Below are 14,708 nucleotides of genomic sequence, written 5' to 3' on the forward strand. Positions count from 1 at the left end.
TCATATTTATCCTTAAATAATCTATAAATTTTATTACCCTATGATTGCAATAGTAAATATTCTTTCATTGGATAAAGGTTTTACGTATTCCAAAGAATAGTCAGAGACAAATGCGATTCGTTTGGCATTGTTGTTCTTACTGTTCTTTCATTTCTTGAATTAATCCCGTCCTCTCCATTTCCTCTATCACTTCTGCTTGCTCTTTATCAAAGTACTTATTGGCAAACAACGTATAAACTCCTGTACTTATAATGGATAAGACAATAATAAATACGCCGACTATAATGCCTAAACTTATTGAGCTAGGTCCTAAACGATAACCCAAAACTTCAGGGAAGAATCCAACACTTGCAATAAATACATAATAGCAAACAAAAATCACTAGGGACAAATACACAGAAAATTTATTTCTAAAAAAGACGAATTTTTCAAATCTTTTTTTTACTTCTTCTTTTGAGGCTAATGGTTTACTCATGACAATTCCTTATCTTAACGTTGACACTTTAATTCATTTAAAAGCTAGTTAATAATGTAACAAAAAAAGAAAATAAATCAAAAAATACTCTATTGGACATTTCATTTTTTAATGGCTTGTTCCATTAAAGTAACATAATAAAGAATATGCGAGTATTTACTTCACAACTAGATAAGATAGTAAACATTAAAATGCAGATTCTTAGAACATTTGTGAAGAAATTATTATGAAATAAAAATAATCCTAATATTATATTGTTTCAATTTATATATTCCTAGCTCTTCAATCTAATAATTTCTCCCAGATAATATCGCTCCAATTGACTTTTATACTGCATGTTGAAGCACGTGAGTAGATATTTTGAACTTCTTGTGAATTGTCTTTCTGATTGTGTCCAATATGCGTAATAAGCGGAGGTAAAACATGTATTTGCGTATTGCACTTTTTACTATTGCTATTTTTCTTTGCATAAATCAAGGCTAATGTTGCTTCCTTATCCAATCTAGGATACACAAAGCGCACAGAATCAACACTCAAACCGTATTGCATTAATAGTAGCATTAATGTAGCAAGATTAGAAGATGGGTAACAAAAGAACATTTTACCATTTGGCTTTAATATCTTTCTTGTAGATTCTAACAAATTTTCCAAAGGGAGAAAGCTGCTTTGCCTAGCCTCTGCTTTTAATCGATTCTGTGAATGCAATGAAGAATCATAAAACGGTGGATTGGACACCACCATATCAAAACTCTGCCAAAGGGATTGCGTAGCTAGGCTGCCCTTTAGAGAATATAATTTTGTTCTCTCTGTGTTGTAATCTATACAAAAAGATTCTATGCTCGTTTTATCAAGAAAAAGCTCGCATGATCCAGCCAAAAAACAAGCACTAATGTCGTTGCTCAAAGCATTTTTGACACTAAGTAAAACATATTCTCTTTGTCTTTCGATTCCAAATAACTTTATATTGCAATCTCGTGCGCAAAGTAACCCTAAAATCCCACTGCCACTGCCAATATCTAAGACTTTCGCATTAGCCCGCAAATAGGGTCGCAAAAAATCCCATAGAAAAAGAGTATCGCTGTTATAGCAATAACCCTCTGTAATTTGATAGATTCGCAATTTTTTCAACAATCTCTATCCCTGATAAGCCAATAAACAATATTCCGTTGCAAATCCTCAATCTTTCTACCAGCTTTCTTTTGCCAAAAATCCAATAAACTATAAGTGTGTGATAATGAAAAGCCATGCCGTTGCAACACATCTATTGGAATCTCTTCATTGCATAAAGCATTGGAAAATGTAGAAAGTGTTGGAGCAATGTATCCCAAAATAGAATCAACAATAAAAGGAGTGCGTTGCTCTTGCACACCACATTCTTCAAGCAATGATATAAGAAAAGCAAATCCGCCCTCAATCACAATGAAACCGCTAGTTGGTAATTCTTGCACATTACGCGCAATATGTACATTTCTATTGCCGATACGAAATTTTTGTAAATCTTTAGAATCTAATGTTTTACTAAGAACAAAAATTGTAGGTAATTTAGAATCTGTATAGGGAGCAATGCTAAAGCGATTATCAAGCAAAGGATTATCATGTCGCAATGTTTCACCAGAAATAACAATATAATCTGCGACACATCGCATATTATGCGTAAAGATTCGAGAATCCATATTACTAATCACACCATTGTGATAAGTACCATCTAATCTCTGTGCTATTTTAAAAAGAGTAAAGTGAGATTTCTCTTGCCATACTAAAAAAGGATAAAGTAACTTGCTAGCTTCCGAGAAAAGAACGTTTTGTGTAATTGGAATATTACGCAACGTTTGAAATCCTCCGCTAGCTTTTGATGTAGGCTCACTACATCCAACAAAAATTCTATTGGGCTGTATTGCCGCTATAAGTTTTGCGCAAGGTGGCGTTTTACCGTGATGATTGCACGGCTCAAGCGTTATAAACAAATCGCATTCATAAAATATTCCACAATGAAATCGCATAAGAAAATCATAAATTTTTTCAGAACATGTTTCTGTTTGGAAAGATTCAATCACGGATTGCACAAAAGAATCTGCGGGTACATTCTGCGGTATGCTGCACGTAAAATACTCTTTTTGTGCGACAAAAGCTTGGCTAAGAATTTCACGTTTTCTTATATCACTTGCAAAGAAATACAATAATGCTTCTTGACAGGCTAATACTTCTGCATGTGGCATTCCGACTTTATAATGCGCTTGGAGAGCAATAATTTCATTATTGGCAACAATAAGTGCACCTACTGCAGGATTGGGAAGCGTTAATGTCTGAAATTGCCATGCGTAATCAATAGCAAGCCGCATAAAATGAGAATCCATAAACAACCTTAACGATAAATAAACAAATAGAACGAACTTAGGATTGTAACCAAATTACCCGACTTTATCAAGAATACTCTCAATGCCTAGAAGAATCATACAAAACTATCTACTTGACAAATGAGAGTTTACTAATTAAATTTTTGGAAATTATCCGTTTTTTTGTATAATAAGCAGTAATTTCTGTTTAAATCAAGGAAACTTATAAGAATCATGGATAAGGTAGCGAGTATAAAGTTTGACGATACCAAGCAAATTCTCTCTTTTTTTCGTAGTAAAAAGTCTTTGCAACACTATCTACAACATGAAAGAAATTATTCTACTTTGCCATTACTTCAAGTAAACAACCTCAATGTGTCGTTTTTTCATGATACAGATTCTAAAGATTCCTCCGCATTTGGATTAAAAGATATTTCCTTTACGCTCGGACATGGAGAAAGAATAGGCATAGTGGGAGAAAGTGGCAGTGGGAAAAGCCTTTTAATGCGCGTGATTATGGGATTAGAACATCATATTCATTTACAGACTGGTCAAATATTCTTTGAAAACATAGACATACTTGCACTGCAAGAATGGAAAACACAACCGACAAAAACAAATCAGACATCTACAATACGTTATAAAAAACAAGGTTTCGGTACAAGCAAGAAGATGCGGGCTTTGCTGGGAAAGGATATAGCCTACATCCCACAAGACACTCTAAACGCACTCAATCCAACGCATACGGTATTTAAACAAATTGAAGAAATACTCATTTTACATAAAGACACCTTGCATTACAAAACTTCGCAACAAGGATTATCTCCTAAGCAAATACGCAAGCAATACATTCTTGATCTTTGTCAAGAATTGGGTTTAGAATCTTCCATTTTGAAGAGATTCCCTCATGAATTAAGCGGAGGACAAAGACAAAGAGTTATCATTTGCATGGCACTTGCTAGCAAGCCCAAGCTTATTATTTGTGATGAACCTACAACTGCGCTTGACGCGAATCTTACCCTGCAAACTATACAACTACTCAAATCTATCTCGAGAACCTATCGCATTGGTATGCTATTTGTTACACACGACTTAGGGTTGCTTACTCATTTTTGCAAAAAAATAATGATTATGCAAAATGGAGCAATTATCGAAACAATTCACAACCTCAAAGACGATATGATAAAGTATTCCAAAAACTCTTATAACTTCACGTGTAATTATACAAATAATCTTTTTGAAGCAAATTTCCTTACACCAAAATTTTTGCTTGAATCTACCTTAAATAAAGAAGCTATAACAGATTCTTTAAACAAAAAAAAAGCTATGCAACTAGAAGATTTCAGTGTTGGAATCTATAAGCATCGTTTTTTCAATAAATATTTTCAAGCGATAACAAAAAATATCTCTTTTAGTTTGCAAGAAGGGAAAACGCTCGGAGTGATAGGGCAAAGTGGCAGCGGGAAGAGCACACTTGCACAAGGTATTGTTCACTTAATGCACACACAAGGACAAGATAGCTACTTTGGCAAACAGCTTTCATCTAACGGCATATTAGACAAACAAAACCTTAAGAAATTTCGCGATATTGTGCAAATTGTCTTTCAAGATTCTACAAGTTCTCTCAATCCAAGATTTCGTGTTCAAGAATTAGTAAGCGAAGGTTTGACATTACGCGGCATTCCAAAGCCTCAAATTGCAAAAACTATTGAAGAAATTTTTACATTTTTGCAACTTGAAAAACATCTACTTTCACGTTATCCTAAGGAATTGAGCGGCGGGCAAAGGCAGAGAGTTGCTATTGCTAGAGCGATGGTTTTAAAACCCAAGATTCTGATTTTAGACGAACCAACAAGTGCACTTGATAAATTTGTCCAGAAAAAAACACTGAATCTTTTACAAGATATGCAAAAAATATTTTCTTTGAGTTATGTTTTTATCACCCATGATTTAGATGTTTTGGCGCATATATGCGATGATGTGTTAGTTCTCCACCAAGGAAAAGTGATTGAATCTTGCGACGTATATACTCTCTTACATTATCCTAAACATGAATACACACAACAATTGGTTGCAATGCATCAAAGTTCGAATAAATTTTATTAAAGGAGATAAACAATGAAAAATGTGGCATTATTTATAGATTGCGATAGGCTTGAGGTAGCCTTTATGACTGTTATTTTTGATTACTTTCATAATAATGGATACAACGTTTGTGTCAAGAGAGCCTATATCACAAAAAATACATTGGACTCGTGGTACAACCAGCTTGAGAAGCATTGCTTTCGGGTAGTGCTTGGTAGTAATCAGTCCAATAGCGACATGAAATTAGCCATAGATGTTGCAAAAGCAATCTACGCGGGCAAATATGATAGCGTAGCTATTGCGTCAAACTATCGTGAGTTTATTATTTTAGCAAGCGAGATTCAATCAATGGGGTTAGAATCTCTTTGCTTCTATCAATACTCTAAGGGCAATGAGCCTGTGCTTAAACGTGCATATAATACAATCTACAATCTTGAACCCAATAAAGAGAGAGAGGGCTTTGAGGTTGTCGAAGATTCTGAAGATATATTTGCAGCCCTTGAAATGGCAATTGAAGGCTTGGACTCCAACCTTTTAGAGCAAAGACTAACCAATGATACAGCTACAAAACAGCAAAAAGAAAAAAAAAGAAAACCTCGTTCCAACCAAGAAACAGCCACTAGCACGCGCAAAAAACAATCGTCTTAGTCTATTTCACAAAATTGTATGTATTCAAACATAAGGAGGAAACATGGCAGATGCAATAAAAATCTTATTTGGTGTAAGCGACACGGAAGAATGTAGAAAAGCTATTCCTACAATCATCAAGCTTTTTGCGAGACGCAGCGAAATCGAACTAACACTTTTGCATGTCATACCCGAAACAATTGTGCTAGCAGAAAGCGGCATTGTGGATTATGCTTCATTGGAGCATTTAAAACAAGAAGAATCAAATGAGATTCTCAATAAATTTGCGAGCATTTTTAATAATGAAGGCATAATATGTAAGAAAATCCTTCGCAATGGAAATCCCATTGATGTTGTACTTGAAATTGCAAATGAATTTGACTTATTGGTAATTGGAGCAAGCGAATCTTCTTTGCTGCTTAGAATCTTTAATTCACATCAAAATAGCTTTATTAATTCCTCACCTATTCCAGTCTTAGTCGCTAAGTAATATTGAGAGACATTTATGAACATTTTGATAACTGGTGCTAGTTCTGGATTCGGCAAAGAATTGGCAATAAAATACGCACGTGAATGGGATAATCTTTCCTTATATTTGATTGCAAGACGAAAAGAAAAATTAGAGGAATTGCAAAATCACATAAAACAATACGCAACACAACATACAAAGAATATTCAAGTGCATTTGGGTGTAGGTAATGTATGTGATAAAAAATTTTTGTATCAATTTACTAAATCGCTTCATGTTGATATTCTTGTCAATAATGCGGGTCTAGCTCGTGGGGTAGAGAGCGCAGATAAAATACCATTTGAAGATTGGGAAGAAATGATTGCAGTAAATATCACAGCATTAAGTTTTCTGACGCATTGCATCTTACCTAGCATGTTAAAGCAAGGCAGTGGACATATTGTTAATATAGGCTCAATAGCTGGAACTTACCCCTACTATGGTGCTAGCGTCTATGGTGCAAGTAAAGCTTTTGTAAGGCAATTTAGTCGTAATTTGCGTGCAGAGCTTTATGATAAAAACATACGAGTAACCAATATTGAACCTGGGCTATGTGATGGCAGCGATTTTTCTCTTACGCGATTTCATGGCGACAAAAATAAGGCGGATTCAATCTATGCAAAAACAACACCGCTGCATGCTAAAGATATAGCAGAGACTATATTTTGGGCAACTAACCAACCACAACATGTTAATATCAACCATATAGAAATTATGCCAACCACACAAGCAAGTGCTGGCTTGTCAGTCCACAATAATAAATAAATTTATTGAGAATAAGACAAACATCTTCTTTACTGAAACAAAATCTTCTGATTCCATTAAAACCATAATATAATCAGGCAAATGTATAAAATTGTGTAAATATCTTTTTAATAAACAGAATCAACTTCAATAGAAAATCCTTCATGAACTTTTTCAAAATACAATTATTTGAAATATATTGCTCCTTTATTAAAATAGATTCTGATTTTGCGTAAACTCTACACAATCAACAAGGAAATACATGAATACATTTTATTCCAGCACTCAAAGTCCATTATTTAATAAAGATTCTGTTCATTTTATCTTGACAAACAAAGTATCCAATTCATACAATACGAGCAAATCACCCTACAACAGCCTTAATCTCGCTTATCATGTGGGCGATACACGCGAAAACGTACAGAGCAATAGGCAAGCAATTATGCAAACATATTACCCCAACAAAACATTGCTCTATCTTAATCAAATCCATTCTGCAGACATTATTGATATTCAACATACAAATCTCACAACGTCCCTAGATGAAATCTTATTAGGTAACGGAGACGGAATCATTTGTGATTCTCAAGACTACGTTTGCCTTATTATGACTGCAGATTGTAACCCTATTTTGATGTATTGTCCAACACAACGAGTTTTTGCGCTCTTGCATGCAGGAAGACTAGGCACAACAATGGGAATCGTAACAAACGGCGTAACAAAGCTTCAACAACAATACAACGTCATTGCAAGCAATATAAAAATCTTTATCGGTGCTTCCATACGAGCATGCTGTTATGAAATAGGCTTGGATATAGCAGAATATATTAGGTTGAATTTTGGTAACAAATATTTACACTACGATATGTCTTCTAAAAACTCTATTCGATTAGATATGATTGCGATGCTCTATGATGAAATGCTTGCTTGCGGCATTTTAACTGAACACATAGAGATTCTTTCATCTTGTTCTTGTTGCGATAAACGATATTTTTCATATCGCAGAGATGGTGTAACTGGTCGCTTTGGATTATTTGCCTGCATTAAGCAGTAATTATTCTAATATAATGAACATAATTTTTTATAAAATTTCTAAAATAATGTTTTATTAACTATGATACAATGTTTTTCTTAATATTATAAAATTAGGAGCACAAATGCAAGCCTTGATTGTAATTTTCGCAAAAAAACTACACGCTTTTTTTGTATACAGCTTTTTATTGTGCGTTGTAAGTTTCTTTGTTGCCTGTGAAAACTCTTCACAAAATAACAAAGACGCCGCACAAACAGTTAGCGCAATTGAAACAATAAAGCAAAGAGGTGTGTTAAGAGTTGGAGTATTTAGTGATAAACCTCCATTTGGCTATATTAATGCACAAGGAGAATATGATGGATTTGATGTTTTTATCGCGAAACGTATAGCGAAAGATTTATTGGGAGATGAAAGTAAAATAGAATTTATACCTGTGGAAGCAGCCGCAAGAATACCTGCCCTGCAAGCAAACAAAGTAGATATTATCATGGCAAACTTCACTCAAACCAAAGAAAGAGAAAGGCAAGTACTTTTTGCCAAACCCTATATGAAAGTGTCCTTAGGTGTTGTGAGCAAAAATGGTGCTATTACTGATGTAGAGCAACTCAGAGGAAAAAAACTTATCGTTAATAAAGGTACAACAGCAGATATGTATTTTACAAAAAATACCGCTATTGGCTTAGAAGAGCTTCTAAAATTCGATCAAAACACTGAAACATTTCAAAGTTTTTTGCAGGGCAAAGCAGATGCATTATCACATGATTCCACGTTATTGTTTGCATGGGTAAAAGAAAATCCAGATTACAAAGTAGGCATAACAGAATTAGGGGATAAGGATCAAATTGCTCCTGCAGTCAAAAAAGAAAATAAGGATCTTTTGGAATGGCTCAATAATGAAATAACAAAGTTACAACATGAAAGATTCTTTGAGCAAGCCTATACACTGACCCTAGCTCCAGCTTTTGGTAGTGATATTACGTCTGATATGGTAATTTTTACTGATTAGCACACTCACGTAAAGCAGCTAAAACAAATCAGCCAGAATGACATTCAGCCAATAATGTTTTATCAGACCTATCAATCTCCTTTGGGTATGATACTTATGTTGGGCAACACAAAGAATCTTATTGGTTTATATTTTCAAACACAACAAGATTTCCACAAACTACAAAGCCAGCATAGCAAAAAAGAATTACCAATATTCACACAAACAATACAATGGCTAGATTTATATTTCTCGGGCAAGACGCCCTCTTTTATGCCTCCATTACAATTAGATTCTACAAATTTTAGATTGCATGTATGGCAAATATTGCAAACAATTCCTAAAGGAGAAACTACTACCTATAAACAAATCGCAAAGATCATCACCAAAGAAAAAGGTTTGGCAAAAATGTCTGCACAAGCAGTAGGCGGTGCAGTAGGGGCAAATCCTATTGCTATTATTATCCCTTGTCATCGTGTAATTGGTGCAAATAATAATCTCGTAGGATATGCAGGCGGAATCACTATAAAAAAGAAGCTTTTAGAATTGGAGGGGCTGGATATTTCTATTTTAAAAAATCCTTAAATAAATTGATTGCTGCAAATGAAATTATCAACAATCAATTTATAATGCGATACACAATCAGATTCAATCAACAATGTATCATATTGATTGAATCAACTGTATTGAAATCATGCTTTCGGTTTAATCATATTTGCAGGCACAACGAACTTATCAAAATCCTCTGCACTTAAAAACCCTAATTCAAGACAAGACTCTTTAAGAGAAATACCTTTTTTGTGTGCATTTTTTGCAACTTTGGCAGCCTTTTCGTAGCCAATATGTGGATTAAGTGCTGTAACAAGCATAAGCGAATTGTGCAAATTATAGTCAATTTTCTCTCTATTTGCTTCAATACCTTGCGCACAATGAATATTAAACGAATGCATACCGTCTGCCAATAAATCAAGACTTTGTAAAAAATTATAGATAATCATAGGTTTATAGACATTGAGTTCGAAGTTTCCTTGTGAAGCCGCAAAGCCAATCGCTGCATCATTGCCCATAACTTGCACAGCAACCATAGTAAGCGATTCGCATTGTGTAGGATTGACTTTACCTGGCATGATAGAACTGCCAGGTTCATTCTCTGGAATAAGAATCTCACCCAAACCACATCTAGGGCCACTTGCAAGCCAGCGGATATCATTTGCTATTTTCATCAAATTTGCCGCCAATCCTTTCATTGCACCATGTGTGAAATTAATCGCATCATGACTTGTCAGCGCATGAAACTTGTTAGGGCTTGAGACAAACTTTGTCCCTGTAAGATTGCTTAACTCTTCGCTTACCTTTTCACTTAATTGTGGATGTGCATTAAGCCCAGTCCCTACCGCAGTACCACCTATTGCTAATTCTCTTAAAGTAGGTAAGCTCGCTAAGATTTGGTCTTTAGAGTGTTGTAACATGGAAAGATATCCACTAAATTCCTGCCCCAAAGTAAGCGGTGTAGCATCTTGCAAATGGGTTCTTCCAATCTTGATAATAGAATCAAATGCTTGCACTTTTGATTCAAAAGTCTTAATTAACTCATCTAAAGCAGGGATAAGTTTCTTCTCTACTTGCAGAACAGAAACGATACTCATCGCCGTAGGAAAAGTGTCGTTGGAACTTTGACTCATATTCACGTGATCGTTTGGATGTACTAACTTCTCTTTTCTAAAATCTCCACCCATAATTTCCGTAGCACGGTTCGCTATTACTTCGTTCATGTTCATATTGCTTTGGGTACCTGAACCCGTTTGCCAAATCGCAAGAGGGAAATTATCATCAAACTTCCCAGCCATAATCTCATCGCATGCTTGTGTAATAGCATTCTTTTTTGCATCATCAAGTTTGCCCAATTTATGGTTTGTAATAGCCAAAGCTTTTTTGAGGTTTGCAAAAGAGTAAATCAAGACTTTTGGCATTTTCTCAATGCCAATTTTAAAATTTTCAAAACTTCTTTGCGTTTGTGCTCCCCAATACTTTTCATTAGGAACTTTTATCTCACCCATCGTATCATGTTCAACTCTGTAATCCATAACTATCCTTTATGTTAAAATATGTATAATGATATTTTAACATAAAATGACTATAGCTCTTGTTGGTTAAGGTGAATATCCCCATTAACATAGGATAAAGTTTATATTAAACTCACCATTACTTGGCAGCAGAATCCATTCCCAAACAAAAGATGCAATGCAAATATTCCCATTTCATACAGGTCATCATTCAATTTATTTAAACAATCTCGATAACACTGCCACATTAAAATAACTAAAAATACAACATTCTTTATTAATTAAACTTATAATCCCGAATCGATTCTAACAAAGTTATTAGAAGTAAAATCACACGCCACCATAACGCAAATCTTTCTTATCTTGCAATAATTCTTTCATACGTTCAAAACTATTGAGTGCTTGAATATAGGCTTTTGCTGTTGCATAAAGCGTATCGAGGTCTTTACCATGCCCAATAACAGGATTGTTTGTACCTTCAAAAACAACCTTTATCATAACATCTGCCATTGCATCTTTCCCACTTGTAATAGATTCTACTTTATAATCAAGTAACTTGCCAGACACTTGACATACTCTCTCAATAGCACGCAATATACTATCCACCGCACCATTACCTAAAGCACAATCGCGTATAACTTCTCCATTGTTTTTCCGTACACTCAATGCAGCAAGATGCGCCCCATTACTAGCTGTGCTACACTGAAGAGATTCTAAAACATAAATTTGAGGAATATGGGTGATTTCTTCGCTTACAATTGCAGAAATATCTTCATCATAAACTATCTTTTTTTGATCGCAAATGTTCTTAAATCGATTAAATGCTACATGAAGTTCTTCGTCATTAAGAGTGAATCCTAGCTGCATAATTTTATCTTTAAATGCAGCTCGTCCGCTATGCTTACCTAAAACCAAATTTTCATTGTCATAAATACCAATGTCACTAGGCTTCATAATTTCATAAGTCTCTCTGTGCTTTAAGATTCCATCCTGATGAATACCACTTTCATGGCTGAAGGCATTTTTTCCAACAATTGCCTTATTGGGCTGTGGCCTTATTCCTGTAATTTCGGCAATCAGCTTACTTGTTTTATAAATTTCTTTTGTATTAATTCTTGTGTCTAATCCCCCATATTGTTTAAAAATATCCTTACGAGTTTTAAGAATCATAACAACTTCCTCAAGCGCACAATTTCCTGCCCGCTCACCCAATCCATTAATTGTACATTCTATTTGCCTAGCCCCTTTCATAGCTCCATAGATGGAATTTGAAACCGCTTGTCCTAAATCATTATGACAATGCACAGACAATACTGCCTTGTCCTGCACAACCTTATGCAATTGCTCTATAATTTCCCCTATTTCATGCGGTAAACGATAGCCCACTGTATCGGGCATATTGAGTGTTTTAGCACCAGATTCTATAGCTGCCAATGAAATTTCTTGCAAAAAGCTTATTTCGCTTCTACAAGCATCTTCACAGCTAAATTGAATATCATCACAGAATTCTCTTGCCCTAAGAATACTTTGAATAGCTAATTCAAGGACTTCTTTGGGCTTTTTCTTCAATTTATATTCCATATGAATAGGAGAAGTTGCCAAGAATAAATGAATGCGGGGCTTTTTTGCATATTTGAGAGAATCTTTAGCTCTTAAAATATCGCTTTCTACACAACGAGAAAGAGAACATACTGTACTTTTTTCTACATTCTTAGCAATCTGACTAATAGATTCAAAATCGCCCGTACTACTTGCTGCAAATCCAGCCTCAATAACATCAACACCCAATTTCTCTAATTGCAATGCTATAGCTATTTTCTCTTCAATATCCATTGATGCACCAGGGCTTTGTTCACCATCACGCAAGGTGGTATCAAATATTGTAATGATTTCTTGTTTGCAAGTATTCATAACATTTCCTTCAATATACAATTTGCTACTGCCAAATATATTATACGCAAAAAATAAGAACCAACTAATTCAAAATTTACTTTCTCTATACTATAATATATGTTTTTAAATTTTTAAACTTAAGGATTCAATAATGTTGGAAGGCAAAATTAGAGATAGTATCACTAAATCCAATGCAAAAGCATTAAAGCGAAATGGTTATCTAATTGCTAACATTTATGGGAAAAATGAAAGTAACATTCATTGTGCGTTTAAACGTAATGAATTTATCAAATACATGCGCGCCAAAACAGGTCTTGTTTTTCCTGTGAAAATAGGAGAAATAAATTGTGACGTCGTTGTGCAAGAATACCAGAAAGATCCCGTTACAAATGACATTTTGCATGTGGATATGATGTTTGTAAAAAAGAATGTAACCGCGAAATTTAAAATCCCTGTTAAAGTAAGTGGTTCTCCTGTGGGGCTAAAAAACAAAGGTGTTCTTGTATTTTCTCGCAAGAGAATTGCTGTAAAATGTACGCCTGAGGTTTTACCGCAATCTTATACTCTTGATATTACCCACTTAGATGTAGGGCATACGATTCTTGTACGTGACCTACCCGCAATTGAAGGAGTAAAAGTTATTGATAAGCCATCTCTTGCGGTAGTAGGTATCATTAAAGCAAAATAATCAATACTGATTGAAAGTCAAAACATAATAAAGAGCTATTTGTTGGCTCATAGCCATATATTATATTTACTTATCCCAATCAAAGATTACCGTACGAGAAATATTTTAGTTTTATAGCCTAGTCAAGAGTCTGCTAATTTTTCAATTATAGAATTATAAAGGAATTCGTATTTCGAAATATTTTTTTTCTAAATTATTAGCGCGTAACTCCCCATCGTGTGCTAATGCGATTTGTTGGCTCAAAGCCAGCCCCAAACCATGCCCTTTTAGCTTTGTTGTTTTGAAAGCTTCAAACAAAGAATTGATATCTTCAATATCTTTGCCATTATCATAGATTCTACACACTGCCTTATCTTTATCCTGAAAAAAATTGATAAGAATCTCTCCGCGCTCACATTCGCCTTCCTCAATCGCATCAATTGCATTACATAAAATATTATGAAGTGCAATCTCATAAAGTGAAAAATCCACAAAAAAACACTTATCTTGGATAGTGAATAAAAAATCAATTTCTTTAGTGAAACCATATTCATTGATGACTTGTTTTAAACTTTGTTTAAAGTCATTAAACTGATACCGTTGTTTATTAGCCTGCACGCCTTTAGAAAACAATAAAGTACTTTTAATAATACGTTCAACACGCCAAATAGATTTTTTCATTTCATTAACAATTTCCATAGTTTCAGAATCTACCCTTTTACTTAGCACACCGGTGAGTAAAGATAAAGAACCAATGGGATTACGTATTTCATGGGCAAGATGAGCACTTACCTGCCCCATACTTGCTAGCCTTTCTTGCCTCTTTTGCTCGGTAATGTTGGTTGCAGTAATAATTTGCTTATGTGAAACATGTGAACTTTGTAAAAGATAAATGCTATTATCAATTCGCACTTCACTTTCTGACATATTACTATAATCTACATCTAAAAGCCCTTTTAAACTACTCGCCTTTTTATTCTGATAAAATAGACTACCGTTGTCATTAAAGACAAGTACAGCTTGTGGTATCATCTCAAGAATAGATTCTATTAAGGCTTTGAAATCCTTAAACTCTTTTTCAATCTTATAACTCTGCAAAATAAGCTCATGAAGAAGATTCAATAACGACTGTGTATCCCCCAACTCAAGCCCAAATGTATCTTGAATATTCGTATAGGGTAGCTTTTCTAATGAAATGATATTTTTATTAAGCTGGTGCTGTTGATAAATCTGTTTTTTTTTATTGCTCCTGGATTTTTTGTGTACTTTGTTCATGATATATCCTTTTGTAAACA

The 14,708-nt window shown here is 34.5% G+C and carries 14 protein-coding genes; 8 read left to right on the forward strand and 6 right to left on the reverse strand.

The genetic code is table 11. The annotated features are described in order from the left end of the window. Positions 1-136 precede the first annotated feature (136 nt). The 3 genes from CQA66_RS00910 to ribD form a co-directional block, all read right to left on the reverse strand. Positions 137-475 carry a DUF485 domain-containing protein gene (locus CQA66_RS00910; protein WP_104762610.1) on the reverse strand — a complete coding sequence of 113 codons (339 nt, stop codon included), beginning with the start codon at positions 473-475 and terminating at the stop codon, positions 137-139. A 282-nt stretch (positions 476-757) separates the two neighbouring features. Further along, positions 758-1,606, reverse strand: a complete 849-nt coding sequence (locus CQA66_RS00915; protein WP_104762611.1) for a tRNA1(Val) (adenine(37)-N6)-methyltransferase — start codon at positions 1,604-1,606, stop codon at positions 758-760. Continuing rightward, entirely contained in the window at positions 1,600-2,829 is a 1,230-nt protein-coding gene (gene ribD / locus CQA66_RS00920) for a bifunctional diaminohydroxyphosphoribosylaminopyrimidine deaminase/5-amino-6-(5-phosphoribosylamino)uracil reductase RibD (protein ID WP_115582522.1), read from the reverse strand. The genes CQA66_RS00915 and ribD overlap by 7 nt, the downstream gene beginning before the upstream one ends. A gap of 213 nt (positions 2,830-3,042) precedes the next feature. On the opposite strand from ribD, the gene CQA66_RS00925 reads away from it, so the two are divergent. The 7 genes from CQA66_RS00925 to CQA66_RS00955 all read left to right on the forward strand — a co-directional run bounded on the left by CQA66_RS00925 (position 3,043) and on the right by CQA66_RS00955 (position 9,375). After that, positions 3,043-4,914: an ATP-binding cassette domain-containing protein gene (locus CQA66_RS00925; RefSeq protein WP_104762613.1), complete on the forward strand. Its 1,872-nt coding sequence runs from the start codon at positions 3,043-3,045 to the stop codon at positions 4,912-4,914. 12 nt (positions 4,915-4,926) lie between these two features. Beyond that, a complete protein-coding gene (locus CQA66_RS00930; protein WP_104762614.1) occupies positions 4,927-5,541 on the forward strand; it encodes an NYN domain-containing protein in 615 nt (204 codons plus the stop codon). A gap of 43 nt (positions 5,542-5,584) precedes the next feature. Beyond that, positions 5,585-6,010, forward strand: a complete 426-nt coding sequence (locus CQA66_RS00935) for a universal stress protein (protein ID WP_104762615.1) — start codon at positions 5,585-5,587, stop codon at positions 6,008-6,010. 15 nt (positions 6,011-6,025) lie between these two features. Continuing rightward, positions 6,026-6,793 carry an SDR family NAD(P)-dependent oxidoreductase gene (locus CQA66_RS00940; protein ID WP_104762616.1) on the forward strand — a complete coding sequence of 256 codons (768 nt, stop codon included), beginning with the start codon at positions 6,026-6,028 and terminating at the stop codon, positions 6,791-6,793. Between the two features lie 241 nt (positions 6,794-7,034). Next, positions 7,035-7,826, forward strand: a complete 792-nt coding sequence (locus CQA66_RS00945) for a purine nucleoside phosphorylase YfiH/LACC1 family protein (protein WP_104762617.1) — start codon at positions 7,035-7,037, stop codon at positions 7,824-7,826. 103 nt (positions 7,827-7,929) lie between these two features. Further along, positions 7,930-8,811: a cysteine ABC transporter substrate-binding protein gene (locus CQA66_RS00950; protein WP_104762618.1), complete on the forward strand. Its 882-nt coding sequence runs from the start codon at positions 7,930-7,932 to the stop codon at positions 8,809-8,811. A 54-nt stretch (positions 8,812-8,865) separates the two neighbouring features. After that, positions 8,866-9,375 carry a methylated-DNA--[protein]-cysteine S-methyltransferase gene (locus CQA66_RS00955; RefSeq protein WP_104762619.1) on the forward strand — a complete coding sequence of 170 codons (510 nt, stop codon included), beginning with the start codon at positions 8,866-8,868 and terminating at the stop codon, positions 9,373-9,375. A 107-nt stretch (positions 9,376-9,482) separates the two neighbouring features. On the opposite strand, the gene fumC is transcribed toward CQA66_RS00955, so the two are convergent. Continuing rightward, complete coding sequence (fumC, locus tag CQA66_RS00960; RefSeq protein WP_104762620.1) at positions 9,483-10,874, reverse strand: class II fumarate hydratase; 1,392 nt, start codon at positions 10,872-10,874, stop codon at positions 9,483-9,485. A 309-nt stretch (positions 10,875-11,183) separates the two neighbouring features. After that, complete coding sequence (locus tag CQA66_RS00965) at positions 11,184-12,764, reverse strand: 2-isopropylmalate synthase (protein ID WP_104762621.1); 1,581 nt, start codon at positions 12,762-12,764, stop codon at positions 11,184-11,186. Between the two features lie 133 nt (positions 12,765-12,897). On the opposite strand from CQA66_RS00965, the gene CQA66_RS00970 reads away from it, so the two are divergent. Beyond that, entirely contained in the window at positions 12,898-13,434 is a 537-nt protein-coding gene (locus CQA66_RS00970; RefSeq protein ID WP_104762622.1) for a 50S ribosomal protein L25/general stress protein Ctc, read from the forward strand. Between the two features lie 153 nt (positions 13,435-13,587). Here the strand turns inward: CQA66_RS00970 and CQA66_RS00975 are convergent, their stop codons facing one another. After that, the gene (locus CQA66_RS00975; RefSeq protein WP_104762623.1) at positions 13,588-14,688 is read right to left on the reverse strand and encodes a sensor histidine kinase; all 1,101 of its coding nucleotides are present in this window, start codon (positions 14,686-14,688) and stop codon (positions 13,588-13,590) included. Between the last annotated feature and the right edge of the window lie 20 nt (positions 14,689-14,708).

It is taken from the genome of Helicobacter aurati (genome assembly GCF_003364265.1).
Classification (GTDB): domain Bacteria; phylum Campylobacterota; class Campylobacteria; order Campylobacterales; family Helicobacteraceae; genus Helicobacter_A; species Helicobacter_A aurati.

What these genes read in the sequence shown, in the direction of transcription:
- CQA66_RS00910 (WP_104762610.1), bottom strand. Translation starts at nt 475, where the DNA reads ATGAGTAAACCATTAGCCTCAAAAGAAGAAGTAAAAAAAAGATTTGAA.
- CQA66_RS00970 (WP_104762622.1), top strand. Translation starts at nt 12,898, where the DNA reads ATGTTGGAAGGCAAAATTAGAGATAGTATCACTAAATCCAATGCAAAA.
- CQA66_RS00965 (WP_104762621.1), bottom strand. Translation starts at nt 12,764, where the DNA reads ATGAATACTTGCAAACAAGAAATCATTACAATATTTGATACCACCTTG.
- CQA66_RS00940 (WP_104762616.1), top strand. Translation starts at nt 6,026, where the DNA reads ATGAACATTTTGATAACTGGTGCTAGTTCTGGATTCGGCAAAGAATTG.
- CQA66_RS00975 (WP_104762623.1), bottom strand. Translation starts at nt 14,688, where the DNA reads ATGAACAAAGTACACAAAAAATCCAGGAGCAATAAAAAAAAACAGATT.
- ribD (WP_115582522.1), bottom strand. Translation starts at nt 2,829, where the DNA reads ATGGATTCTCATTTTATGCGGCTTGCTATTGATTACGCATGGCAATTT.
- CQA66_RS00925 (WP_104762613.1), top strand. Translation starts at nt 3,043, where the DNA reads ATGGATAAGGTAGCGAGTATAAAGTTTGACGATACCAAGCAAATTCTC.
- CQA66_RS00935 (WP_104762615.1), top strand. Translation starts at nt 5,585, where the DNA reads ATGGCAGATGCAATAAAAATCTTATTTGGTGTAAGCGACACGGAAGAA.
- fumC (WP_104762620.1), bottom strand. Translation starts at nt 10,874, where the DNA reads ATGGATTACAGAGTTGAACATGATACGATGGGTGAGATAAAAGTTCCT.
- CQA66_RS00945 (WP_104762617.1), top strand. Translation starts at nt 7,035, where the DNA reads ATGAATACATTTTATTCCAGCACTCAAAGTCCATTATTTAATAAAGAT.
- CQA66_RS00930 (WP_104762614.1), top strand. Translation starts at nt 4,927, where the DNA reads ATGAAAAATGTGGCATTATTTATAGATTGCGATAGGCTTGAGGTAGCC.
- CQA66_RS00955 (WP_104762619.1), top strand. Translation starts at nt 8,866, where the DNA reads ATGTTTTATCAGACCTATCAATCTCCTTTGGGTATGATACTTATGTTG.
- CQA66_RS00950 (WP_104762618.1), top strand. Translation starts at nt 7,930, where the DNA reads ATGCAAGCCTTGATTGTAATTTTCGCAAAAAAACTACACGCTTTTTTT.